The organism is Rathayibacter tanaceti (assembly GCF_001634385.1).
Lineage (GTDB): Bacteria > Actinomycetota > Actinomycetes > Actinomycetales > Microbacteriaceae > Rathayibacter > Rathayibacter tanaceti.
This window is the reverse complement of record NZ_LIIN01000047.1, coordinates 1-21,180: the sequence shown is the minus strand read 5'-3', so window position 1 is coordinate 21,180 and position 21,180 is coordinate 1. Positions and strand designations below refer to the sequence as shown.

Below are 21,180 nucleotides of genomic sequence, written 5' to 3'. Positions count from 1 at the left end.
CCCCCGCGAGCCCGGCCCCGACGATCGCGACGCGGTCGCCCGGGTCGGCGACGGCCGAGATCTCTGCGGCGGCGCGGACGCGGAGTTCCACGCGCCCTGCAGCGTGCCGGGAGCCTCGGTGTCGGTGGCCTCGCCCGCGAAGAAGAGCCGGTCGAGCACGGCGGTCCCGAGGTCGCCGCGGTGCTCGGCTGTCGCGCCGACGGGGAGGTAGGACACCGAGCCGAGCGCGTACGGGTCCTGCCCCCAGTCGGAGCGGACGAAGGCGGCGGGCGAGGGCACGGAAGTGGTGCTCGGCGTGGGGACGGGGGCCTTGGTGACCGAGCGGGTCGGGGTCGGACGCGAGGGCGTGCAGCCTGCGAGGGCCAGGAGGCCGACCCCCGAGGCGGCTCCCGAGAGGAAGAGGCGGCGTCCGATCGTCATCCCGGCCATCCTACGTTCTCGCCCGTCGTGAAGGGGCGGCCTCGTCGCCGGACCGAGCCGCGCGACAGCGGGGCGAGATCGCGCCATCCCCCTCTGCGACCAGACCGGGCAGTGCGACGGCCCCGCTCCTCCCCCGGGCGGGCTCGAGCCGCCGAAGGCAAGGCCGCGCGGGCCGGGGTGACGAGTGGTAGGACTAAGGGCATGAGCAACGACATCCGCGAACTCTCCGAGGGCGAGAGCTACCTCGCCTTCTTCCAGGGCGGGCCGTTCGACGGCCAGACCGAGAACCGTGTCAGCACCGAAGGGGGCTACGAGAAGGAGGTCGACGTCTACGCGGCCGTCGACGGCCAGGAGACGCACCTCGTCTACACCGCCGTCGGCGCGAAGGAGGTCGGCGAAGCGGTCCACGTGACCTATTCGATCGACTCCCCCGACTCCGACCCGATCGACGACCCGGAGGACCGCGGCGGCGGATTCCAGTAGCCCCACGACGTCTCAGATGCCGCTCCGGCGTCGCGCTCCGCGCGGCCGGGGCGGCATCTGCGTGTGAGGACGCGCCACCTTCGATGGAGGGCACCTCCGCCTTCTAGGCTGATGCTCGCTCACGCTGCGGCGGATCCGCTTCCGCCGCCGTCCTCCGGCCTCCGCCGCCGTCCTCCGGGAGCCGCCGAGTTGTCCGATCCGCTGTTCCACCCCATGCCCCTGCGCGGTGCCCCGGCGCACGAGTGGCTGCGCGAGCGGGGCGGTCACACCGACGCGGATCCCGCCTTCGCGCTGGTCGGCCAGGAGGCTCAGGTCGAGGGAGTGCAGCTCCGACGTATCTGGCACACGGCCGGTTCGGTGCACTTCGAGTCCGACGTCTGGTCCGACCCGGATGTCGTCTCGCTCCTGCTCCCCCTCCAGGGCGCCTTCACCATCGCGCGGAGGGACGCCAGGGCGATCGTCGGACGCGGCTGCTTCGCCGCGCTGCCCGCGGGCGCCGCCGCCACCATCAGCACCAGCTCGCCGACAGCGCGCCTCACCCTGCTGACGCGGCCCAGCGGAGGCATCCCCCCGCTCGTCGGACTCGTCGTGTCCACCTCCCCCGCCGTTCCCGTCCTCATCGCCGCGGCCAACGCGGTCCTCGATGCGCGGCTCTCGGCGGGTGATCCCGCCATCGACGGTCTGCGGACCGCACTGCAAGGGCTCGCCGCCGCCGTCCTCTCCGGCTGAACGCCGAGGCTGCCACTGGACTGGCTGAACGGCCGCGCGTGCAGCGTCAGGACAGCCGAGCGACGACCGCGCGCGCGATGCGGCGGCCCGAGCGGTTGGCTCCGATCGTCGAGGCGGTCGGGCCGTAGCCGGCGAAGAAGACCCGCGGGTCGGTGAGGGAGGCGCCGTCGGCGACGGCGATCCCGCCCTCGCGCTCGCGCAGTCCGAGCGGAGCCAGGTGCCGCAGCTCGGGACGGAACCCGGTCGCCCAGATGATCGCATCGGCGCGGGTGAAGGAGCCGTCCGGCCAGCGGACCCCGTCCTCCTCGATCGACGAGAACATTCCGCGCTCACGCAGCAACCCGCGCTCGATGCCCGCGACGACGCGACGGGTGCGCTGCACGCCCGTTCCGCCGACGATGCTCGGGAGGGGCAGACCGGCTCGGGCGGCGCGGTCCTGCTCGGCCACCGCCTCCACCGCGGACTCCATCACGAGCTGCTCGCCGTCGTGGTAGACGACCGGCCGGCGAGTGGCCCAGGTGAGCGACCGGGCCACCCTCTCGAGCTCCAGCAGGAAGCCGATGGCCGAGGTACCGCCGCCGACCACGAGCACCTGCTGACCCGCGAAGTCCTCGGCGCGGACGTACTCGGACGTGCCGATCTGCACACCGCGGAACCGGTCGCGACCCGGGTAGTGCGGAACGAACGGCGATCCCCACGTGCCCGTGGCGTTGACCAGGAGTCGCGTCCGCTCGAGCGCGCGGTCGGATTCGACGAGGAGCGGAGAGCCCGTGTCGCCCGATGTCGCACTGGTGACGCGCCGCACCGCCTCGGGTCGGCGGACCTCGAGTCCGAGCTGCTCCTCGTAGCTGCCGTAGTACTCGCGGACGACGTCGCGTGCAGGCCGTCTCCGGTCGGCCGACGCGAACGACAGGCCGAGGCGCTCCATGCCCGGCAGATCGTGCACCCGGTGCGCGGAGCCGAGACGCAGCGCCTCCCAGCGGAACTGCCAGGCACCGCCGGGCTCGGGGCCCCGATCGAGGATCACCAGGTCGCGACCGGGAACCAGGCCGAGACGCTGCAGGTAGTAGGCCACGGAGAGTCCGGCCTGACCGGCTCCGACCACCACGACAGCCCGCGAGTCGAGCGCACTGTCCACGGTGCTCCTGACGCAGTCGGGGAGGGGCGGCCCTCGGGCGGTCCGCGGCCCGGGGTGGCGTGTGCCCCGTCTGCTAAACTACCGCGTAGATTTCAACTTTCCCTGTCTGCTTTTTTCCCCAGCCGGCTCACTGCCCGTCTGGCCTGTCATCGTGAGGGGGTCACCCATGGGGCGCGGCCGTCAGAAGGCGAAGAACACGAAGATCGCCCGTGAGCTGAAGTCGTTCAGCCCGGCGGTCGATTACAGCGCGCTCGAGCGCGAACTCAGCCACCCGGACGAGCCGGACTACTCCAAGTGGATCGACGCCGAGGACGAGGGCGACGACACCGACCTCGTCGAGGAGCCGCACCAGAAGCGTGCGTGACCCCTCCGTCCCGTCGGGGCCGTCCGCATCGGACGGCCCCGACGTGCGTGACGGCGCCATCCGGCAGCTGTCGACGCGTGTCGCGTACGAGACCCCGTCGATCCGGGTCCGCGAGGACGAGGTGCTGTGGCCGAACGGCGACCGCGGGGTCTACTCCGTCGTCGAGCGCGACGACTACGCCCTCGTGCTCCCCCGTGAGCGCGGCGGCTTCTGGCTCGTCGAGCAGTTCCGCTACCCCGTCGGACGCCGCGCCTGGGAGTTCCCGGCCGGAGCCTGGCCGCACGGCTCGGCCGGCGGAACCTCCGAGGCCCTGGCGCGCGCCGAGCTGCGCGAGGAGACGGGGCTGCGCGCCGGGCGGTTGACGCACCTCGGCCGACTCGCCGAGGCCTACGGCTTCGTGGCGAAGTCGGTCGACGTGTTCCTCGCCGAGGAGCTCGCGCACGGCGCGCACGAGCGCGAGGCGACCGAGCAAGACATGCGCCAGCAGTGGTTCTCGGATGACGAGGTCGCGGCGATGGTTCGCTCCGGCGCGATCGTCGAGACCGCCGCACTGGCCGCGCTCACCCTGTTCTGGGTGGAGCGGGCCGCGACCCTGTAAGCACGTCCGGAGGGATTACTCCACTGCATGCAGAATGTCCGTCGTGACTGCGACACTGTGCGGATGACCTCTCCTGCGCTCACCCGGAAGCCGGTGTGGCACTCGGAACGCCGGGGGAGCGACCTCGATGAGGCACGCGAGTTCTACGCCGGGTCCTACAACGGCTCGGGGTTCCGAGCCGAGCGCACGACGGTGCCGTTCGCCTACCGCTATGCCTCCACGGGGCCGGGTCCGGTGAGCCTGCACTCCGCTTCCTTCCTCGGAGCGGTGCGGGGCACCGTCGAACCGGGCGACGTGTACGTGGTGCTCTGGCTGACGGAGGGCCGGGCGGTGCTCGATCTCGGACGCGACGAGCAGCGCCTGATGGTCGGCCGCCCCGCGATGTTCCCCTCCGGGCGTCCGTTCGGATTCGAGACCCACGAGTACCGCGACGCACTCGTGCACTTCGAGGCTGCGCACCTCGAGCGCATCGCCGCCGAGCTGCACGGCACCGAGCCCGGCCCGCTGCACTTCGCACCCCTGGCGCACGAGACGACCTCCTGGTGGGCCGCGATCCGCCTCCTCCGCGACACCCTCGCCGCCGGCCGCGCCCCCACCGTGCTGCAGCGCGACGGAGCCGCGCGCATCGCCGCGCTCGCCGCGCTGAAGAGCTTCGCCCACCGGATCGCCCCGCTGCCGGCGGTCCCGGCCTCGGTCAGCGCTCGGCGCCTCCGCCGTGCCGTCGAGTTCGTGCAGGCCAACGCCGACCTCCCCCTCGGGGTGGCTGACATCGCGGAGTCGGCGGGCCTCACCATCCGCGGGGTCCAGCTGGCGTTCCAGCGCGCCTTCTCCGAGACTCCGCGCCACTACCTGCGCGGTGTACGTCTCGAACGCGCACGGGAGGAGCTGATCGTCGGCTCGCCCGGAGACGTGGTGATCGGCGACGTCGCAGCCCGCTGGGGGTTCGTCAGCGGCGGGCGCTTCGCCCAGCACTATGCGGCCCGGTTCGGCGAGCTTCCGAGCGAGACCCTGCGCCGCTGATCCCCGCCGCGGTTCCCCCGGGGGCCTCCGGGGGCGTACTGTCCGAGGACCGCCCGCTGCCCCGCGGGCCCGCGTCGATGGAGCCGCGATGTTCGAACCCGAAGGATCCGTGCGCCCGATCGCCCGGATCAGTTACGTCACTGCCGCCCTGCTGGTCGGCGCGATCCTGGTCGGAGGCGTGGTCGGCGCCGCCGTCGCCCTCGTGCTCTACCTGCCCGGCGTCCTCGCGACCGACGGCGCACGGGGGCTCGTGAGCTTCGGTCTGCTGATGGGTGCGGCCTCGGGAGCCGGCATCGGAGCGATCGGGGGCACAGGAGCCGTCGCCGGCATGGTCGCGGTGCGGGTCACCAGCCACCGCGACGGCGCGTTCATCCTGGGCACCAGCGCCGGCACCGGGATCGGCGTGCTGGTCGCGTCGGCGAACCTGCTGGTCAGCCGCGATGCGCCGACCTGGGCGACGGTGCTGCTGACGACCGCGGCCGCCTCCGCTCTCTGCGTCTGGGGGTCGTGGCTCCTGACGAGGCACGAGCACTCGTGGGAGCGGCTGCACGCCCGATGAAACGGATGACAGCCCACCCCGCCGCGCACCTCAGCCGGCGTAGGAGCCGATCAGGCGCACCGCGCCGCCGTCGACGCCCTTAGCGCCCTGCTCGAAGTCCCCGGGAGCCCTCGCTCCCGTCGAGACCCGCCCGGCGACCCACGACGGCACGCCCGAGCGCTCGAGGCTCGCGATCACGCCCGCCGCCGACTCGGCCGCCACGACGGCGAACATGCCGACCCCGAGGTTCCAGGTGCCCTCGGTGCTCTCGAGGGTCGCGCCGGACATCGCCGCGAGCGCACGGAACACCTCCGACGGGCTCCAGCTCGAACGCTCGACCTCGACCCAGGAGCCGCGAGGCAGGACCCTCGCGAGGTTCGCCGCGATCCCGCCTCCGGTGACGTGGCTGATGGAGTGAACCGCCGCGCCGAGCTCCGGGTCGTCGAGGAGCTCGAGGAGAGGGCGGGTGTAGAGCCGGGTCGGCTCGAGCAGGACCTCGCCGACGACGCCGCCCAGCTCCTCGGAGCGGTCGGTGAAGCCGATGCCGCGCTCGGCGAGGATGTGCCGCACCAGGGAGTAGCCGTTCGAGTGCAGCCCGGAGGAGGCCATCGCCACCACGAGATCGCCGTCGCGGACGCGGTCGGCGCCGCGCACGGCATCCGCCTCGACCGCGCCCACGGCGGCACCCGCCACGTCGTAGTCGTCGGGCCCGAGCAGGCCGGGGTGCTCGGCCGTCTCGCCGCCGACGAGCGAGGTCCCCGTCGCCGAACAGGCGCGGGCGATACCGGCGACGATGTCGGCGATCCGCGCCGGGACGACCCTGCCGCAGGCGATGTAGTCGGTCATGAAGAGGGGGCGTGCGCCGACCACGACGATGTCGTCCACCACCATCCCCACGAGGTCCTGCCCGATGGTGTCGTGCTTGTCGATCGCCTGCGCGAGAGCGACCTTGGTGCCGACGCCGTCGGTCGACGTCGCCAGGAGCGGCGCCCTGAAGTCGCGGAGGAAGGAGACGTCGTACAGGCCGGCGAACCCGCCGACACCGCCGAGGACGCGGCCGTCGTGAGTCGCCGACACCGCCGACTTCATCAGCTCGACCGCGAGATCCCCCGCGGCGGTGTCGACTCCTGCGCGGGCGTAGCTGCTCGTCTCATCACTCACGCGACGACCCTACCGACTGCCCGTGACGGGCGATCCGCCGGCGCACCGATCGCCCCGCCGTCCCGCGCCGCGCCGGGCGGCCTCGGCAGGCGCGACGGCATCATGGAGCCGTGACCATCGAGCGCGCGGACCCGGCCGACACCGACGACCTGCGCCGGTTCCTGCGTGAGGCCGATCTGACCCTCGCCGGCCTCGACTCCCCCGCGGTCCGCCTCTGGATCGAGCGCGACGGGGAGGGCCGCATCGTCGGCAGCACCGGCTGGGAGGCGAGCGACGACGGCCGCCACGCGCTGATCCGCAGCGTCGCCGTCGCCTCCGGGGGACGCGGCACGGGAGCGGGGAGTCGGTTGGCCTGCCATTCCCTCGCCGACGCGGCGTCGAGCGGAGCCGGGCGCGCCTGGCTCTTCTCACGCCGGTCCGGGCCCTTCTGGCAGTCCCTCGGATTCGCACCCGCCGACCGCGACGAGCTCGCCTCCGCACTCCCGGGCACCCACCAGGTGCGCCTCTTCCGTGAGACGGGGCAGCTGGCCCGCGAGGTCGCGTGGACGCTGCGACTCCGCCCGGCGCAGGAGGGCGGGCGCCCCGGCCGATCCCGGGAGCCGTCTCCGGCGGATCCGCCGGTCGACACCTCTCGCCGGCACTCCGTACGAGCGGATCCGCCGACGGCGAACCATTAGGGGATGCGCCACGCGCATGTCAGGATGGACCGTCATCCCCCCTGCTATCCCCTTGGGAGTCCCTCCGGCATGTGCGGAATCGTTGGAATCGTCTCCTCCGGACCGGTCAACCAGTCCATCTACGACAGCCTCTCGCTCCTGCAGCACCGCGGCCAGGACTCGACGGGCATCGCGACGGCCGACGGCAGCACACTGCACATCAAGAAGGCGTCGGGGCAGGTCCGCGAGGCGTTCCGCACCCGCGACATGCGCTCGCTGCTGGGCACGATGGGGCTCGGTCACGTCCGCTACGCGACGAAGGGCAACGCCGAGCGCGAGGAGGAGGCGCAACCGTTCTACGTGAACGCGCCGTACGGCATAATCCTCGTCCACAACGGCAATCTGACGAACACGCGCGAGCTCACCGAGGAGCTCTTCCGCGTCGACCGCCGCCACCTCAACACCACCTCCGACACGGAGCTGCTCGTCAACGTGCTCGCCAACGAGCTGCAGGCCTCGATGTCGGGGCGAGACCTCGACGCCGACGAGGTGTTCGACGCGGTTGCCCGCGTGCACGAGCGGGTCGAGGGCTCCTACGCGACGATCGCGCTGATCGCCGGAGTCGGGCTCCTCGCCTTCCGCGATCCGTTCGGCATCCGCCCCCTCATCGTCGGCCGCCGCAGCAACTCGGGCGCGCCGGACGACTGGGTGGTCGCCTCCGAGTCGCTCGTGCTCGAGGCGCAGGGCTTCGAGATCGTGCGCGACGTCGCTCCGGGCGAGGCCGTCTTCATCACGCCCGACGGGCGGATGGCCAGCCGCCAGTGCGCGAAGGACCCGCGGCTCATCCCCTGCTCGTTCGAGTACGTCTACCTCGCGCGTCCCGACTCGGTGATGTCCGGGATCTCCGTCTACGAGGCGCGGCTGCGACTGGGCGACCGACTCGCCGACACCATCGCGCAGTACACCCCGGGCGGCGCGATCGACGTGGTCATGCCGATCCCCGACTCCTCCCGCCCTGCCGCGATGCAGGTCGCGCAGAAGCTCGGCATCGAGTACCGCGAGGGCTTCTACAAGAACCGCTACGTCGGCCGGACGTTCATCATGCCGGGGCAGGCGGTCCGCAAGAAGTCGGTGCGGCAGAAGCTCAACGCGATGTCGAGCGAGTTCACGGGCAAGAACGTGCTGATCGTCGACGACTCCATCGTCCGCGGCACCACCTCGAAGGAGATCGTCGACATGGCCCGCGCGGCCGGCGCGAACACGGTGACCTTCGCCTCCGCAGCACCGCCCGTGCGCTACCCGCACGTCTACGGGATCAACATGCCCTCGCGGCAGGAGTTGGTGGCCCACGATCGCCGTATTCCCGAGATCTCGACGGTGATCGGAGCCGACCACCTGATCTACCAGGAGGTGGCCGACATGAAGGCCGCGATCCTCGAGGGCTCGGACGTCACCGATCTCGAGACCAGCTGCTTCACGGGCGAGTACATCACCGGAACCGTCACCCCCGAGTACCTCGACTGGGTGGAGCGCACGCAGCTGAGTTGATCGCTGGCACAGCGGCGGGCGACGCGCAACGGGTGCCGCGCGCCGACGGGCCGCTCCATGATCGGACGGTGCGCGATGCGCGCGCACCCAGCCGAGGAGTCCCCGTGTTCTACCGAATCCTGCCGTTCCTGCTCACGTTCATCGCCAGGCGGGTGTCGACGTCGCAGAAAGCGAAGCGCGCCGCCGGCAGGCGCCCCGCGCCGAGCAGACGCGTCCGTCGTCGCGCCGGAGCCGCTGAGACGATCCACAGCGCTGAAACGATCCACAGCGCTGAAACGATCGGACGCGCGCGGCCGGGCCTTCAGCGATCGGAGTCGGTCGGCGCGGCGGGGTCCGCCGGCCCCTCCTCCCGGGCAGGCGCGGCCGGCGCCTCCCGCTCGACGATCCGCTCGGCGGTCGTCCGCACCACGCGGCGGCCGACGAGACGGTCGAGCAGAACCACCACGAGCCCGGCGAGCGCACCGAAAAGAGTGACGAACAGGAGCAGGCTGAAGCCGAAGACCTGAGCCCGCGAGAACCCCTGCGTCTCGGGCAGCGCGAAGGTCAGCACGAACGCGGTGATCGCGCCGAGGCCGGCGCCGAGCGCCAGGATGCGCCACACGCGCGGAGAGCGCCGGACATCGACCTCTTCGCGGGTGACCTCGGAGCTGGCGGGATCGGTCATGCCTCCATTCTCTCCCGCGTGCGAGCCCGGCACGAACCCCCTCCCGGTGGCGAACGGTCTGGTGACGGGCCTCGCCGCCCACCGGGGCCCCGTTCGCCTCGACTCGCGCGGGGAGGAGCATTCAGAGCGCGTGGACGAGTCGTCCCGCCTGGGCGCGCAGTTCGCGCACGACCGTCCGGACAGAGAGACGCTCGGCCCGGTCGGGGCGCATCAGTGCGACGATGTGCCGTACCGAGCTCACCCCCCGGAGCGGCTTGACCACGATCCCCGCGCCTCCGGCCGTGTAGCGCGGCAGCACGGCGATGCCCAGCCCGGCGGCCACGAACGCCTCCGTCACGCGAGTGGAGGCGAACCGCTGCTCCACGCGCACCGCCTCACCCGAGGCGGTCTCGATGTCCTGCATGATCCGCTCGAAGGGGAAGCCGTCCGGCACCCCGATCCAGGTCTCGCCCACGAGGTCCGCCGCCGAGACGGTCGCCCGGTCGGCGAGCCGGTGGCCGGCAGGGAGTCCGATGTCGAGCGGCTCGACCATCAGCTCGGCCATCGCGAGTCCGCGGCCCGCCCACGCGCTGCGGCCCGTGGGCGAGTGCGCGAGCACGATGTCGAAGTCGGCCGTGAGATCGGCGAACTCGTCGGTGCCGGGGTCAGCGTCCTCGCACTGCACGACGAGACCCTCGACGCTGCGCAGCGCGACCAGTGCGTCGGGGAGGAGCATCTGCCCGGCCGTCGGAAACGTCGCGATGGTCACCTCTCCGATCGGATTGTTCTTGAAGGTCTGCCACACGGCGTCGGCGCGTTCGAGCGCGATCGCGATCTCCGTCGCGCTGCGGGCGAGCTCGCGCCCCGCGGCGGTCAGCACGACTCCGCGACCGGACCGCTCGATCAGCGGCACACCCGCCTCGCGCTCGAGCACCTTGAGCTGCTGCGAGACCGCCGATGGCGTGCGGTGGGTCGCCTCCGCCACTGCGGTGATCGAGCGGCGCATCGAGAGTTCCCTGAGTAGTTCCAGCCGACGGACGTCCATGTAGCGAAACTACACGGCAGGTCAAGAACAGTTCGATTGTCCTAAGGAACAGGCTGGCCGATAGTGGACGTTGTACCCAGTATCCCGGCGGATGGATCCGACCCCGCCGCAACGAAAGGCAGAACACTCATGAGCATCGCAATCCTCGTCGTCCTCAGTGGCCTCGCCGCATGGGGCACGGTGTCGACGGTGCTCGTCGCCCGCCGCGACGGCTACCGTCAGGTCCCCGCCCAGCACTGAGCCCCGCGCTCCGCGACAGCACCTCATCGCGTTCCGACGCCGTCTCCCCCTGGGAGGCGGCGTTCTCGCGTCTCGGGGCGTCGCGCCACCGGGTGGAGCCGCACGCAGAAGGGCCCCCGACCGCGGTCGAGAGCCCTTCGGCGTGCGCGAGCGCTACTTCGAGGCGGCACCTCGACGCAGGCGCGCCACCGTCATTCCCAGACCGAGCAGGAGGGCGACGATCCCCGCGAGGAACGCGGGCGTCGCGTCGACACCCGTCTCGGCCAGGTGGTGGGAGCCGGCGCTGCTCCCCGGCGCCGTCGGCGCGGCCGGAGCCGCTGTGGGAGCCGCGGTCGGAGCCGGCGTGGGCTCGGTGGTCGGGGCCGGGGCGGCTCCGACCGCAGCGACCGCGAAACTCACGCTGACCTCGGTACCGGTGGTGTCGAGGGCGAAGGTCGCGGTGTGCGCGCCCGCGGCCAGGCTCCCGTCGATCGGCACCGAGAAGGAGGCGCGACCGGTGGAGTCGTCGGTCACGGCCCGGACCGGGTCGATCGGGCTGGTGCCCACGACGGCTCCGTCGATGCTCGCGGTCACCGAGGCGTCGGCCGGAGCGCCGGTGCTGAACAGCAGCGAGGACAGGTCGACGGTCATGGTGTCGCCGGCCGCGTACTCGCCCGACTCGGGAAGGTTCGCGGTGAGGCCGATCGTGCGCTGCACCGGGTCGGGGCTGACGGTGCCGAGCTCCTGGATGTACCCGACGAACGCGTCGAGGTCGATGCGACCGGAGTCCGCGGTCCCGGTGCCCTCGGTGAAGGTGGCGAAGCCGTCGCCTCCGCTCGCGAGGAAGCTGCTGGTGACGACCGTGAAGGTCGCTGCAGGATCGATCGGCTGGTTCTCGTAGAAGACCTGCGAGATGCGGGATCCCTCCGCGGCCGCGGGGTCGAAGACGTAGGTCAGTCCCGCCGAGGTCGAGAGGTTGAGCTGGGGGTGGCTCGAGCTGCCGACCCACTGCTCCTCGAGCAGCGCGTCGATCTGAGCGCCGGTCAGTTGAAGGGTGACCAGGGTGTTCGCGAAGGGCTGCGCGGTCGCGGCCTCGGCGTAGGTGACCACTCCCTCGCCGTCACCGGGCACGGAGGGGTTCGCGGCGAAGTCGAGGTCGTCGCGCAGTCCGCCCGCGTTCGAGAACGCGATCTGGGTGCCGAGCTCGCGGGTCGCCCAGAGCTGCGCGTCAGCGACGAGGTTGCCCAGCGTCGACTCGGAGCCGCGGTTCGTGGTCGTCCCGTCCTCGCGGTAGGCGCGGGCGATGTCCTCGGTGATCGAGCCGACCTGCACGCTGCCCTTCTCGAGGGCGACGGCCTCGGCGTTGGCCACGATCGCCGCGACCTCCGGGTCCGCCGGGTAGGCGCCGACAGTGATCGTCGTGGCCGGGTCGTCCGAGGCCGGGTCGTCGACGACCTGTGTGAGCGGCACGACCTCGCTGGTCAACGAGGTGAGCTGCTTCGTCGCCGGGTCGACGGTGAGCGCCATGTGGCCGAGGTTCTCGGCGTAGCTGCCGGTCTGCGACACGATCGTCGGGAACGCACGACCCGCGTCGATGCCCGCGTTGTACTCCTGGTGGCTGTGACCCGAGACGATCGCGTCGACGTTCGGGGCGACCGCGTTGACGATCGCGCCGAACGTGGGGTCGGCCTCGGGCGTGTTGAGCTCGGCGGCGTCGGCGTCGGCACCCTCGTGCAGGAGGAGCACGACGACATCGGCCTCGCCGTTCCCGGCGTCGCCGTCCTGCAGGTCGGTGGCGACCGCGTTGACGTTCTCGGCGATCGGCTCGACCGAGAGCGTCGAGATGCCCGACGGGCTGACCAGCGTGCCGAGGTCCTCGGTCATCGCTCCGATGAAGGCGACCGAGACGCCCTCCTTCTCGGTGACGACGTAGGGGGCGTAGGCGCGCTGGCCGGTCGCCGTGTCGTAGAGGTTCGCGTTGACGTAGGGGAAGTCCGAAGCCTCGGTGACACGGCCGTCGACATCCGCGCGGCCCTTGTCGAACTCGTGGTTGCCCAGGGTGCTGGCGTCCAGGCCCATCGCGTTCAGCGAGTCGAGCGTCGGAGTGTCCTGCTGAACAGCGGAGGTGAAGGTCGACGCGCCGATGTTGTCACCGGCCGAGACGAAGAGCGTGTTGGGGTTGGCGTCGCGGAAGGAGTCGACGGCTCCTGCGAGGACGGCTGCGCCCGCGACGGTGCCGTTGGCCGCGAGGCGCCCGTGGAAGTCGTTGATCGAGAGGATGTCGAGGGCGACGTCGCCCTCGGCGGCGGAGGCCGGAGCCGCGCCGAGCAGGGCCGCTCCGGCGAGCGCACCGGCGGCGGTCGCGGAGAGGATTCGGGAGAGGCGGCGTCGGCCGGGGGAAGTGCTGCGCATCGTGAGGAGGACTCCAAGCATCGAGCGGCGATCCGGAGAGGATTCGTGCCGCGTGAGGGGGTTATTCCCAGACAACCCGACGGCGCTGCTCAGGTCAAACGTGGATGGGCCGGATCGCCGCTGCGTTTACGAGAAGTTAATGAGCCGCAGGCCCGTTGCGCAGGATCGGGAGGAACGGCGAGAGGTCGGCGCGCACGCCCGACGCGTGGATCCGGCCGCTCGAGAGCCCCTCGCTCCAGGAGAGGGCGCCGGTGGCGAGCGGCAGCCAGGTGGCTGCGTCCATCTCGATCACGTTCGGAGGTGTGCCCCGGGTGTGCCCCGGGCCCTCCACGCACTGCGCCGCGCCGAACGGGGGCACACGCACCTCGACGCTGCGCCCGGGCACGGTCGTCTCGATGATCTGCAGGAGGAACCGCACCGCGGTCGCCGTCGTGTTCCGATCCGCCCCGCCGCCGAGCGCCGCCCGCACGGCCGCTTGCCCGCTCGCCTCGTCGATCCTGCCCTTGGCCATGTCCCCATCCTCTCCTCGCCGCTCTCGGAGCGACGCCACTGCTGCCACCACCGCGCGGAGTCCCGTGGTCGCACGTGGCATCCCGCGGGGCCGGACGCGGCGCCGAGGCAGGGCGTCCTATCCTGTCAGGGTGAAGATCCTCGTCCTCGGCTCGGGTGCCCGTGAGCACGCCATCATCACCGCTCTCCTCGCGGAGGAGGAGCGACACGAGATCATCGCCGCGCCCGGCAACGCCGGCATCGCGAGCGACGTCGAGGTCATCCACTTCGACACGAACAGCCCCCGGCTCGTCACCGATTTCGCCGTCGAGCAAGGCATAGAGCTCGTGGTGATCGGCCCCGAAGCCCCCCTCGTCGCGGGAGTCGCCGACGCGCTGCGCCAGCGCCGCATCCCCACCTTCGGCCCCGACCGGGCCGCCGCCGCCCTCGAAGGCTCCAAGACCTTCGCCAAGCGCGTCATGGACATGGCCCGCGTGCCCACCGGGCGCGCCACGCGGGTCTCGACCCTGGTCGACGCCGTCCGTGTCATCGACGAGTACGGACTCCCCTCCGTCGTGAAGGCCGACGGCCTGGCCGCCGGCAAGGGCGTCCTGGTGACGGAGTCGCGCAGCGCCGCGATCGCTCACGCCGAGTTCTGGCTGCAGTCCGGCGACGTCCTCATCGAGGAGTTCCTCTCGGGCCAGGAGGTGTCCCTCTTCTTCCTCTCCGACGGCCACGACGTCGTCCCTCTCTCACCCGCACAGGACTTCAAGCGCCTCGCCGACGGCGACCGGGGCCCGAACACCGGCGGGATGGGCGCCTACTCACCGCTGCCCTGGCTCGCCGACCGCTGGCGGAGCGAGCGCGCGTTCGTCGACGAGGTCATCGACACGGTCGCGATACCGACGATCCGCCAGCTGGAACGCGAGCGGACCCCCTTCGTCGGACTCCTCTACTGCGGCCTCATCGTCACCGACGCGGGACTGCGCGTGATCGAGTTCAACGCCCGCTTCGGCGACCCCGAGACCCAGGTCGTGCTGCCCCGCCTCGCCTCCCCGCTGTCCGCGCTGCTGCACGCCGCCGCCACCGGCTCCCTGGCCTCCGTGCCGTGGCCCGCGTTCATCGACGACGTCGCCGTCACCGTCGTGCTCGCGAGCGAGGGTTACCCCGAGAACGCCGTCACCGGCCGCACCGTCACCGGGCTGGAGGCGGCCGCCGCGGTTCCCGGCGTCACCCTCGCCCACGCCGCCACCCAGGTGGTCGACGGGCGCTTCGTCGCCACGGGCGGCCGAGTGCTCAACGTGATCGCCCGCGGAGCCGACTTCGCCGAGGCCCGCGAACGGGCCTACCGGGCGCTCGACCTGATCCACCTCGAGGGCGGCGTGTACCGGCGCGACATCGCGCTGAAGGTCGCGCAGTAGCAGGACCTGCACGGCGCAGATCGTCACACCGCTCCCTGCGCGGCACGGTCGGCAGAGCGGGCGGGGCGTCCGGGGGCGTCGACACGCTCGGCGCGCGAGTCGGGCGCGGCCTCGACGGCCGCCGGGTGGTGGCGAAGCCGCCGTTCGACGGGCACCGTGCGACGGCGACCCGGAGCGGATGTGGAGGCGCGGGGGTCGTGCAGGGTTCGCCCGCGTTCGAGTGCGGCGTGGGTGGGCCAGCGTTCGGAAACGAGTGTGAGAACGAGGCTGCGGAGGCGGCGCGGCCCCGGTCCGCGGACGGGGAGTGCGCGCAACGAAGGCTGAGACGGGTCCACGGGTCGCGCAGGCGATGTCCAGGGGTGTGAGCCTTCGTTGTGAGGGTCAGACGAGGGAGCGCAGGGCCTCGGGGAGGCGGGGGTGCGCGAAGGTGAAGCCGGCGTCCTCGAGGCGGGCGGGGACGACCCAGCGGCTCTTGAGCACGAGCTCGGGCTCTGTCCGGAGGACGAGCATGGCCGGCTCGAGGACGAAGCGCGGCGCGGGCAGGCCGATCCGTCGGCCGACGGCCGCGCGGAGCAGACGGGACAGTTCGGTGTTGTCGCTCGGGTGCGGCGACGCGAGGTTGACCGGACCGTCCAGATCGGACGCCTCCAGGAACCGGATCGAGCGGTACACGTCCTCGACGTGGATCCAGCTGAAGTGCTGCCGCCCGACGGTGCGGCGGTACTCGTGATGCACCCCCGCCTCCCGCCGTGCGCGCGTCGAGGGCCAGCGGCCGTCGAACTGCGGGCCGCCGAGGCCGAGCCGCGCGAGCCGCAACAGGATCGCCGTCGCCGGCCCGTCGCCGAGCACGATCGTCATCCGCAGGGCGAGCCGCCGCACCCCCGGCGCTCCGGCCCGAAGAACGCCTCCTCCCAGGCCCGCGCGATGCCGACCGAGAAGCCCTCGCCGAGCACCCCCTCGTCCTCGGTGTTCGCGCGGTCCTCCTCGTGCCGGTAGATCGTGGCGGTGCTCGCGTTCATCCACACGGGCGGAGGTGTCGCCGCGGCGGAGAGCGCGCGATGCAGCTCCGCAGTGGTCGCTACCCGCGAGCGGAGGATCTCGGCCCGGTTCGCGGGCGTGTAGCGGCAGTCGACGCTCTTGCCGGCCAGGTTGACGAGGAGGCGCGCGCCGTCGAGAACGCGCGCGATCCCTGCCGTGTCGCCCCAGTGGGCGTCAGGGCCGGAGCGGCCGATCCGCTTCACGGCCCAGCCGTCCGCGGAGAAGCGCCGGGCGAGGTCGGTTCCGAGGAAACCGCTCGCTCCGGCGAGGACGACGACGGGCCTGTCAGCGCTGGTCATGGGTCCATGCTGCCGTACCTGAGCGACTGTCGACGGACGGGGAGTGAGCGCGTCAGCAGAACGCGGTCGGCGCGTCCCGTCTCCCGGGTCACCGGGGGAGGTGCCCCGGCGAGGCTGCCGAGAGCTCGGGCCAGCGGCGCGGAGCCGCTGCTGTTCACGACGAGGACGCCGAACCCCGCGTAGCGAGGGCACGCGCGTTCGCGCCGCGCACCGTCCCGATCAGCTCGCACCCAGGAGCTCGGCGACCTCTGCCCGGATCTTGTCGTAGTCCGGGTCGGCCGGGTCGACCTCGGGCGGGGTCAGCTCGAGCGTCGCGAGGGGAAGCGTCTTCGTCTTCATCGCCAACTGGACGAAGCCGCCCAGCGCCGCCTGCGGCAGATCGGTCGTGACGAGCGTCGAGCCCGCCTGGGCGATGCCCTGGAACTTCGTCAGGACGTTCACCGGCTCGAACTGCTGGAGGATCGCCTCCTGGACCTGGCGTTGACGGACCATGCGGTCGTAGTCGCCGCCGCTGCTGCCGTACCGGGAGCGGGCGTAGGCGAGCGCGTTCGAGCCGTCGAAACGGTGGTCGCCGGGGACCACCCACGCGTTGACGCCGTCGAGGTCGCCGTTCTCATCGAGCACTCCGCCGAGGGGGAGGTCGTCCGGTCCGGGATACGTGACGTCGATCCCACCGAGCGCGTCGACGAGATCGGAGAAGCCCTGCATGTCGATGCTCACGAAGTACTGCACAGGGACGCCGAGGATTCCGCGGACGGCATCCCGCATCGCCTCGATCCCCGGCAGGCTGCCACGCGCCTCGGCGTCGGGATAGAGCTCAGGCGACTTCAGCTGCACCTCGGTGTAGATCGAGTTCAGCTCGCACTGCGAGACGTTGCAGTCCTCCGGCGGATATCCGTCCGGATAGAGGGTCGACATCGGAGAGTCGTCGGGGAAGGGGATGTTCTGCAGGTTCCGCGGGAGGCCGATGATCGTCGCTGCCCCGCTCGTCGCGTCGATCGAGACGAGCGAGATGCTGTCGGGCCGCGCTCCATCCCGGTCTTCTCCCGCGTCGCCTCCCAGGAGCAGGATGTTGTACCTGCCGTCGACCGGATCGGCCAGGACTCCGTCTCCGAAAACGGTCGAGAACAGGCCTCTCGAGACGCCGATCACGTACGCACCGTAGCCGGCGCTCCCGGTCGAGACCACGATCACCACGGCGGCGGCGAGCGCCAGCACACCCCTCCCGCGTCCCGTCACCCGAACCAGGCGGACCAGCCGCAGGGTGTCGAGGGTCAGCAGGAGCCAGAGCGCGCCGTAGCCGATCAGCGCCGCCTGCACGACGAGGAGCGTGGAGTCGAGCGTCGCGACAGTGGAGACGATCGAGGGAGCGACCAGCGTGAGGAGCGCGGCGAGAAGGAGCATCGCCCACAGCGCGAAGGTCGAGACCAGTCCGATCCTGCCGAGCCGTCGAGAGCCCGCGAGGACCTGGGCCGAGCCCGGGAGCAGCAGAGTGACGGCGAGGAGCCACCAGCCGCGCCGGGCCATCACCGCCGGCGAACCCCGGTCGGGGTAGCGCAGCGGCATCGCCGTCGTCGTCATCGGTCTCCTTCCGGCCGCGCCGGGAAGGCATTGGTCCGCTCATCGGTCGCGCCTGGGCCGCTCGAGGGCGAGGCCGCACACGGGCGACGCAGCCTGCGACGACGTCAGATCGTAGCGACGATGCCGACGGTGAGAGCGTCACCGCGACACGACACGCCCGCGTCGGCCCCGATACCTGCGGTGCACCGCGTCGCGATTGCCTCCGGGCCTGCGTGGTCCTGCCGCTCCGACGCAGCACGGATCGCGGGCCGGGCGCTCCGCGCGGGCCCTCGGCGGAGGGACGCGGTGACGGAGGGCGGATCCCGACGACAGCCGATTCTCGCCGCGCGATCTCGGCGACCATCCCGTCTCCACCGTCGAGCGGGATCGCGGGGAAGCCGCCGACCGTCGACAGAACCCGGCTCCCGCCGGTGATCGCCGAGACCAGGCCGACGAGGATCACGGCGCGCCCGGTGGCCGCGAACCAGCCGAAGACGGCGCAGCAGATCGTGACGCCGCCGTTCCCTCCGGCCCCGCCGCACCCTCGGGCCGCGGATCGCTGTCCGTCGCGCTCGTATCGAACCCGGTCGAGACCCGGCGGCCGGCCGGCGCCGCGGGGTCGACGGCGGCCACCGCCCGTTCGCCGTCAACCCCCTGCGGGGTCCCCCGCGTAGCGGCTTGCATGGGAGAACCGACCACACGAGAGGGAGAGTCATGACTCCGGAATCACCCGAGCAGACACCACCCGGCACCGAGGCCGAGCTGACGCCGAAGGCCGATCACGGCGAGACGAGCTACAGCGGCACCGGCCGGCTGAGCGGCAAGGTCGCCCTGATCACGGGAGCCGACAGCGGCATCGGCAAGGCCGTCGCGATCGCCTTCGCCCGCGAGGGCGCCGATGTGGCGATCTCGTACCTCGACGAGGACGAGGACGCAGAGGACACCGCCCGCTGGGTCCGCGAAGCCGGCCGCGAGGCGCTGCTGCTACCCGGCGATCTCCGCGACCCCGAGCACTGCCGCTCCGTCGTGAACGAGACCGTCGAGCGGTTCGGGCACCTCGAGGTGCTCGTCAGCAACGCCGCGTTCCAGATGAGCCGCGAGCGCGTCACCGACATCCCCGACGACGAGTGGGACCGCACCCTCGCGACCAACGTCAGCGCCTACTTCCACCTGGTGAAGGCCGCGCTCCCCCACCTCAAGGCTGGAGCGTCCATCATCGCGACCAGCTCGGTGCAGTCCGACCAGCCGTCGTACCAGCTCCTGCCGTACGCAGCGACGAAGGCGGCGATACTCAGCATGACCGCCTCCCTCGCGCAGGCCCTCGGCGAGAAGGGCATCCGTGCCAACTCGGTCGCACCCGGTCCGATCTGGACGCCGCTGATCCCCTCGACTATGCCCCCGGAGGCGGTCGCTGAGTTCGGCGAGCAGGTGCCTCTCGGACGCCCCGGCCAGCCGGCCGAGGTCGCACACGCCTACGTCCTCCTCGCCTCCGACGACGCGAGCTACATCAGCGGATCGACGATCGCCGTCACCGGCGGGAAGCCGATCCTCTGATCATGGTCGAGGCCACCGCTCACCCGCAGGAACCTGCGGTAGGTTCCCGCGAGTGAGCGTCCACATCCGCAGCATCGAGACCGCGGTGCCGGGCACAGTCCTGCACCAGTCGGAGGTGCGCGACCTCTTCGCGTCCCAGCCCGGGATCAGCCGTCTCGGCTCCCGCCTGCTCGGGGCCGCGTTCGGCGCCTCCGCCATCGACACCCGCAACACGGTCGTCGCCGAGCTCGACGGCGCCGAGCACGAGGGCCCGAGCGTCTTCTACGACGCTGCCGAGGGGCGCGTGCTCGATCCGGGGACCGCGGCCCGCAACGCCGTGTACACCGAGCGGGCTCCCGAGCTGTTCACGGAGGCGGCCCGCCGGGCCCTCGAGGCGGCCTCGTTCGACGCCGCCGACGTCACCCACGTCGTCACCGTCTCGTGCACCGGTTTCTACGCGCCCGGCCCCGACTACCAGCTCGTCCGGCGGCTCGGCCTCGCCCCGTCGACGCAGCGCTTCCACCTCGGTTTCATGGGCTGCTACGGCGCGTTCCCTGGGCTGCGCGCGGCGGTGCAGTTCTGCGAGGCCGATCCGGAGGCGGTCGTCCTCGTGGTCGCGGTCGAGCTCTGCACGATCCACCTCACCAGTTCCAACGACCCCGAGCAGATCGTCGCCACCTCCGTCTTCGCCGACGGTGGAGCCGCAGCGGTCGTCACCGCACGCGAGCCGCTCCCCGGCGCTCCGCGACTCGACCTCGACGCGCTGTCCACGACGCTGACCGACGAGGGCGAGACCGAGATGGCCTGGACCATCGGCGACCACGGCTTCACCATGCGGCTGAGCACCTACGTGCCGTCGATCATCGGCGCGAACATCGAGGGAGCCGTCGCACCGCTCCTCGAGGGCGCGGGCGTGGGCCTGGGCGATGTGGCCCGCTGGGCGATCCACCCGGGCGGGAGGAGCATCCTCGACAAGGTGCAGAGCTCGCTCGCACTCGATGACGAGCAGCTCCACCCCTCCCGCGAGGTGCTGCGGACGAACGGCAACATGTCGAGCGCGACGATGCTTTTCATCCTGCGGCGCCTCCTGCACGGCGAGGCGGCCGACGGCGAGCGCGTCGGCGCGATGGCGTTCGGACCGGGCCTGACCGTCGAGCTCGCGCTGCTGACCAAGCGGGGCGGGGAGTGACTCCACGCGCTCCCCTGGCACCGGACCTGCGCCGCCGCGAAGTCTCGGCGCAAGAGCTGATGGACGACCCCGACTGCGACCGGACGCTGCTCGACGCCACCTACGCCCGCTTCGGCACCGTCAACCGGCTCGTGTCGGGCTGGCGAGGCGTGTACCGATCGCGCCTGCGACCGCTCCTCGGCCCGGACGAGCCGTTCCGCTTGCTCGACATCGGCTCGGGAGGCGGTGACGTCGCCCGCGCGCTCGTCGGCTGGGCGCGAGCGGACGGGCTGCGGCTCAGCGTCACGGCGGCCGATCCGGACGAGCGGGCCTGGACCTTCGCCACCTCGACGCCGGCGCCGCCGGGAGTCGAGTTCCGCCGGGCGAGCAGCACCGACCTCGTCGTCGAGGGCGACCGCTTCGACCTCGTGACGTCGAACCATGTGCTGCACCACCTGGCTCCGGAGGCGCTCGCCGCGCTGCTCGCGGACAGCGAGCGTCTGGCGCCGCGCGCGCTGCACAACGACATCGAGCGCTCGCGGCTGGCCTACACCGCCTACCTCCTGGCGACGCGCCCGATCGCGGCGGGGTCGTTCCTGCACTACGACGGCTCGCTCTCGGTGCGGCGCAGCTTCACCGCCGCCGAGCTGCGCGCGGTGGCGCCGGAGGGCTGGCGGGTGCAGCGCGCGGCGCCCTAC

20 protein-coding genes and 1 pseudogene are annotated in these 21,180 nt (G+C 72.1%); 12 read left to right on the top strand and 9 right to left on the bottom strand.

Going from position 1 to position 21,180, the window contains the following annotated elements:
- A partial coding sequence (locus ACH61_RS07635; protein WP_201787589.1) for an FAD-dependent oxidoreductase occupies nt 1-420 on the bottom strand: 420 nt, incomplete at its 3' end.
- Nucleotides 421-621: 201 nt separating this feature from the next.
- Here ACH61_RS07635 and ACH61_RS07630 point away from each other — a divergent pair.
- Nucleotides 622-903: a hypothetical protein gene (locus ACH61_RS07630; protein ID WP_068210605.1), complete on the top strand. Its 282-nt coding sequence runs from the start codon at nt 622-624 to the stop codon at nt 901-903.
- Between the two features lie 111 nt (nt 904-1,014).
- On the top strand, nt 1,015-1,632 hold the full coding sequence (locus ACH61_RS07625; RefSeq protein WP_068210602.1) for a hypothetical protein: 618 nt from the start codon (nt 1,015-1,017) through the stop codon (nt 1,630-1,632).
- Nucleotides 1,633-1,678: 46 nt separating this feature from the next.
- Here ACH61_RS07625 and ACH61_RS07620 read toward each other — a convergent pair whose 3' ends face one another.
- Nucleotides 1,679-2,770: an FAD-dependent oxidoreductase gene (locus tag ACH61_RS07620; protein ID WP_068210598.1), complete on the bottom strand. Its 1,092-nt coding sequence runs from the start codon at nt 2,768-2,770 to the stop codon at nt 1,679-1,681.
- Nucleotides 2,771-2,936: 166 nt separating this feature from the next.
- On the opposite strand from ACH61_RS07620, the gene ACH61_RS07615 reads away from it, so the two are divergent.
- From ACH61_RS07615 to ACH61_RS07600, 4 genes are all read left to right on the top strand, one after another.
- Nucleotides 2,937-3,134 (top strand): DUF3073 domain-containing protein, encoded by a 198-nt coding sequence (locus ACH61_RS07615; RefSeq protein WP_068210595.1) that lies wholly within the window; start codon nt 2,937-2,939, stop codon nt 3,132-3,134.
- Nucleotides 3,135-3,177: 43 nt separating this feature from the next.
- Nucleotides 3,178-3,732, top strand: a complete 555-nt coding sequence (locus ACH61_RS07610) for an NUDIX domain-containing protein (protein WP_199220884.1) — start codon at nt 3,178-3,180, stop codon at nt 3,730-3,732.
- A 63-nt stretch (nt 3,733-3,795) separates the two neighbouring features.
- Nucleotides 3,796-4,752 (top strand): AraC family transcriptional regulator, encoded by a 957-nt coding sequence (locus ACH61_RS07605; RefSeq protein ID WP_158286127.1) that lies wholly within the window; start codon nt 3,796-3,798, stop codon nt 4,750-4,752.
- Between the two features lie 88 nt (nt 4,753-4,840).
- Nucleotides 4,841-5,311 (top strand): hypothetical protein, encoded by a 471-nt coding sequence (locus tag ACH61_RS07600; RefSeq protein WP_068210589.1) that lies wholly within the window; start codon nt 4,841-4,843, stop codon nt 5,309-5,311.
- Nucleotides 5,312-5,341: 30 nt separating this feature from the next.
- Here the strand turns inward: ACH61_RS07600 and purM are convergent, their stop codons facing one another.
- Complete coding sequence (purM, locus tag ACH61_RS07595; protein ID WP_068210586.1) at nt 5,342-6,451, bottom strand: phosphoribosylformylglycinamidine cyclo-ligase; 1,110 nt, start codon at nt 6,449-6,451, stop codon at nt 5,342-5,344.
- A 110-nt stretch (nt 6,452-6,561) separates the two neighbouring features.
- On the opposite strand from purM, the gene ACH61_RS07590 reads away from it, so the two are divergent.
- Together ACH61_RS07590 and purF are read left to right on the top strand one after the other, a co-directional pair.
- Complete coding sequence (locus ACH61_RS07590) at nt 6,562-7,128, top strand: GNAT family N-acetyltransferase (RefSeq protein WP_068210585.1); 567 nt, start codon at nt 6,562-6,564, stop codon at nt 7,126-7,128.
- 69 nt (nt 7,129-7,197) lie between these two features.
- The gene (gene purF / locus ACH61_RS07585) at nt 7,198-8,655 is read left to right on the top strand and encodes an amidophosphoribosyltransferase (protein ID WP_068210582.1); all 1,458 of its coding nucleotides are present in this window, start codon (nt 7,198-7,200) and stop codon (nt 8,653-8,655) included.
- A 301-nt stretch (nt 8,656-8,956) separates the two neighbouring features.
- On the opposite strand, the gene ACH61_RS07580 is transcribed toward purF, so the two are convergent.
- The 4 genes from ACH61_RS07580 to ACH61_RS07565 all read right to left on the bottom strand — a co-directional run bounded on the left by ACH61_RS07580 (nt 8,957) and on the right by ACH61_RS07565 (nt 13,485).
- The gene (locus tag ACH61_RS07580) at nt 8,957-9,319 is read right to left on the bottom strand and encodes a hypothetical protein (protein ID WP_068210580.1); all 363 of its coding nucleotides are present in this window, start codon (nt 9,317-9,319) and stop codon (nt 8,957-8,959) included.
- A 121-nt stretch (nt 9,320-9,440) separates the two neighbouring features.
- Nucleotides 9,441-10,343 (bottom strand): LysR family transcriptional regulator, encoded by a 903-nt coding sequence (locus tag ACH61_RS07575; protein ID WP_068210577.1) that lies wholly within the window; start codon nt 10,341-10,343, stop codon nt 9,441-9,443.
- A 393-nt stretch (nt 10,344-10,736) separates the two neighbouring features.
- On the bottom strand, nt 10,737-12,974 hold the full coding sequence (locus ACH61_RS07570; protein ID WP_068210608.1) for a bifunctional metallophosphatase/5'-nucleotidase: 2,238 nt from the start codon (nt 12,972-12,974) through the stop codon (nt 10,737-10,739).
- Nucleotides 12,975-13,110: 136 nt separating this feature from the next.
- The gene (locus tag ACH61_RS07565) at nt 13,111-13,485 is read right to left on the bottom strand and encodes a sterol carrier family protein (RefSeq protein WP_068210576.1); all 375 of its coding nucleotides are present in this window, start codon (nt 13,483-13,485) and stop codon (nt 13,111-13,113) included.
- Between the two features lie 130 nt (nt 13,486-13,615).
- Between ACH61_RS07565 and purD the strand changes: the two genes are divergently transcribed.
- The gene (gene purD, locus ACH61_RS07560; RefSeq protein WP_068210574.1) at nt 13,616-14,884 is read left to right on the top strand and encodes a phosphoribosylamine--glycine ligase; all 1,269 of its coding nucleotides are present in this window, start codon (nt 13,616-13,618) and stop codon (nt 14,882-14,884) included.
- 381 nt (nt 14,885-15,265) lie between these two features.
- On the opposite strand, the pseudogene ACH61_RS07555 reads toward purD, so the two are convergent.
- Together ACH61_RS07555 and ACH61_RS07550 are read right to left on the bottom strand one after the other, a co-directional pair.
- A pseudogene (locus ACH61_RS07555) lies at nt 15,266-16,221 on the bottom strand (epimerase).
- Between the two features lie 219 nt (nt 16,222-16,440).
- Nucleotides 16,441-17,802 carry an LCP family protein gene (locus tag ACH61_RS07550; RefSeq protein ID WP_068210572.1) on the bottom strand — a complete coding sequence of 454 codons (1,362 nt, stop codon included), beginning with the start codon at nt 17,800-17,802 and terminating at the stop codon, nt 16,441-16,443.
- 693 nt (nt 17,803-18,495) lie between these two features.
- Between ACH61_RS07550 and ACH61_RS07545 the strand changes: the two genes are divergently transcribed.
- The 3 genes from ACH61_RS07545 to ACH61_RS07535 all read left to right on the top strand — a co-directional run.
- The gene (locus ACH61_RS07545; RefSeq protein WP_068210569.1) at nt 18,496-19,335 is read left to right on the top strand and encodes a glucose 1-dehydrogenase; all 840 of its coding nucleotides are present in this window, start codon (nt 18,496-18,498) and stop codon (nt 19,333-19,335) included.
- Between the two features lie 52 nt (nt 19,336-19,387).
- Complete coding sequence (locus ACH61_RS07540) at nt 19,388-20,503, top strand: type III polyketide synthase (protein WP_068210566.1); 1,116 nt, start codon at nt 19,388-19,390, stop codon at nt 20,501-20,503.
- Nucleotides 20,500-21,180 (top strand): methyltransferase domain-containing protein (locus ACH61_RS07535; protein WP_330220141.1); only part of this gene is annotated, 681 nt, incomplete at its 3' end. The genes ACH61_RS07540 and ACH61_RS07535, both read left to right, overlap by 4 nt.

Bases quoted from the DNA above. Each gene is read 5' to 3' on its own strand.
- ACH61_RS07630 (WP_068210605.1), top strand. From the start codon at position 622: ATGAGCAACGACATCCGCGAACTCTCCGAGGGCGAGAGCTACCTCGCC.
- ACH61_RS07625 (WP_068210602.1), top strand. From the start codon at position 1,015: ATGCTCGCTCACGCTGCGGCGGATCCGCTTCCGCCGCCGTCCTCCGGC.
- ACH61_RS07615 (WP_068210595.1), top strand. From the start codon at position 2,937: ATGGGGCGCGGCCGTCAGAAGGCGAAGAACACGAAGATCGCCCGTGAG.
- ACH61_RS07605 (WP_158286127.1), top strand. From the start codon at position 3,796: ATGACCTCTCCTGCGCTCACCCGGAAGCCGGTGTGGCACTCGGAACGC.
- ACH61_RS07600 (WP_068210589.1), top strand. From the start codon at position 4,841: ATGTTCGAACCCGAAGGATCCGTGCGCCCGATCGCCCGGATCAGTTAC.
- purF (WP_068210582.1), top strand. From the start codon at position 7,198: ATGTGCGGAATCGTTGGAATCGTCTCCTCCGGACCGGTCAACCAGTCC.
- ACH61_RS07580 (WP_068210580.1), bottom strand. From the start codon at position 9,319: ATGACCGATCCCGCCAGCTCCGAGGTCACCCGCGAAGAGGTCGATGTC.
- ACH61_RS07575 (WP_068210577.1), bottom strand. From the start codon at position 10,343: ATGGACGTCCGTCGGCTGGAACTACTCAGGGAACTCTCGATGCGCCGC.
- ACH61_RS07570 (WP_068210608.1), bottom strand. From the start codon at position 12,974: ATGCGCAGCACTTCCCCCGGCCGACGCCGCCTCTCCCGAATCCTCTCC.
- ACH61_RS07565 (WP_068210576.1), bottom strand. From the start codon at position 13,485: ATGGCCAAGGGCAGGATCGACGAGGCGAGCGGGCAAGCGGCCGTGCGG.
- ACH61_RS07550 (WP_068210572.1), bottom strand. From the start codon at position 17,802: ATGACGACGACGGCGATGCCGCTGCGCTACCCCGACCGGGGTTCGCCG.
- ACH61_RS07545 (WP_068210569.1), top strand. From the start codon at position 18,496: ATGACTCCGGAATCACCCGAGCAGACACCACCCGGCACCGAGGCCGAG.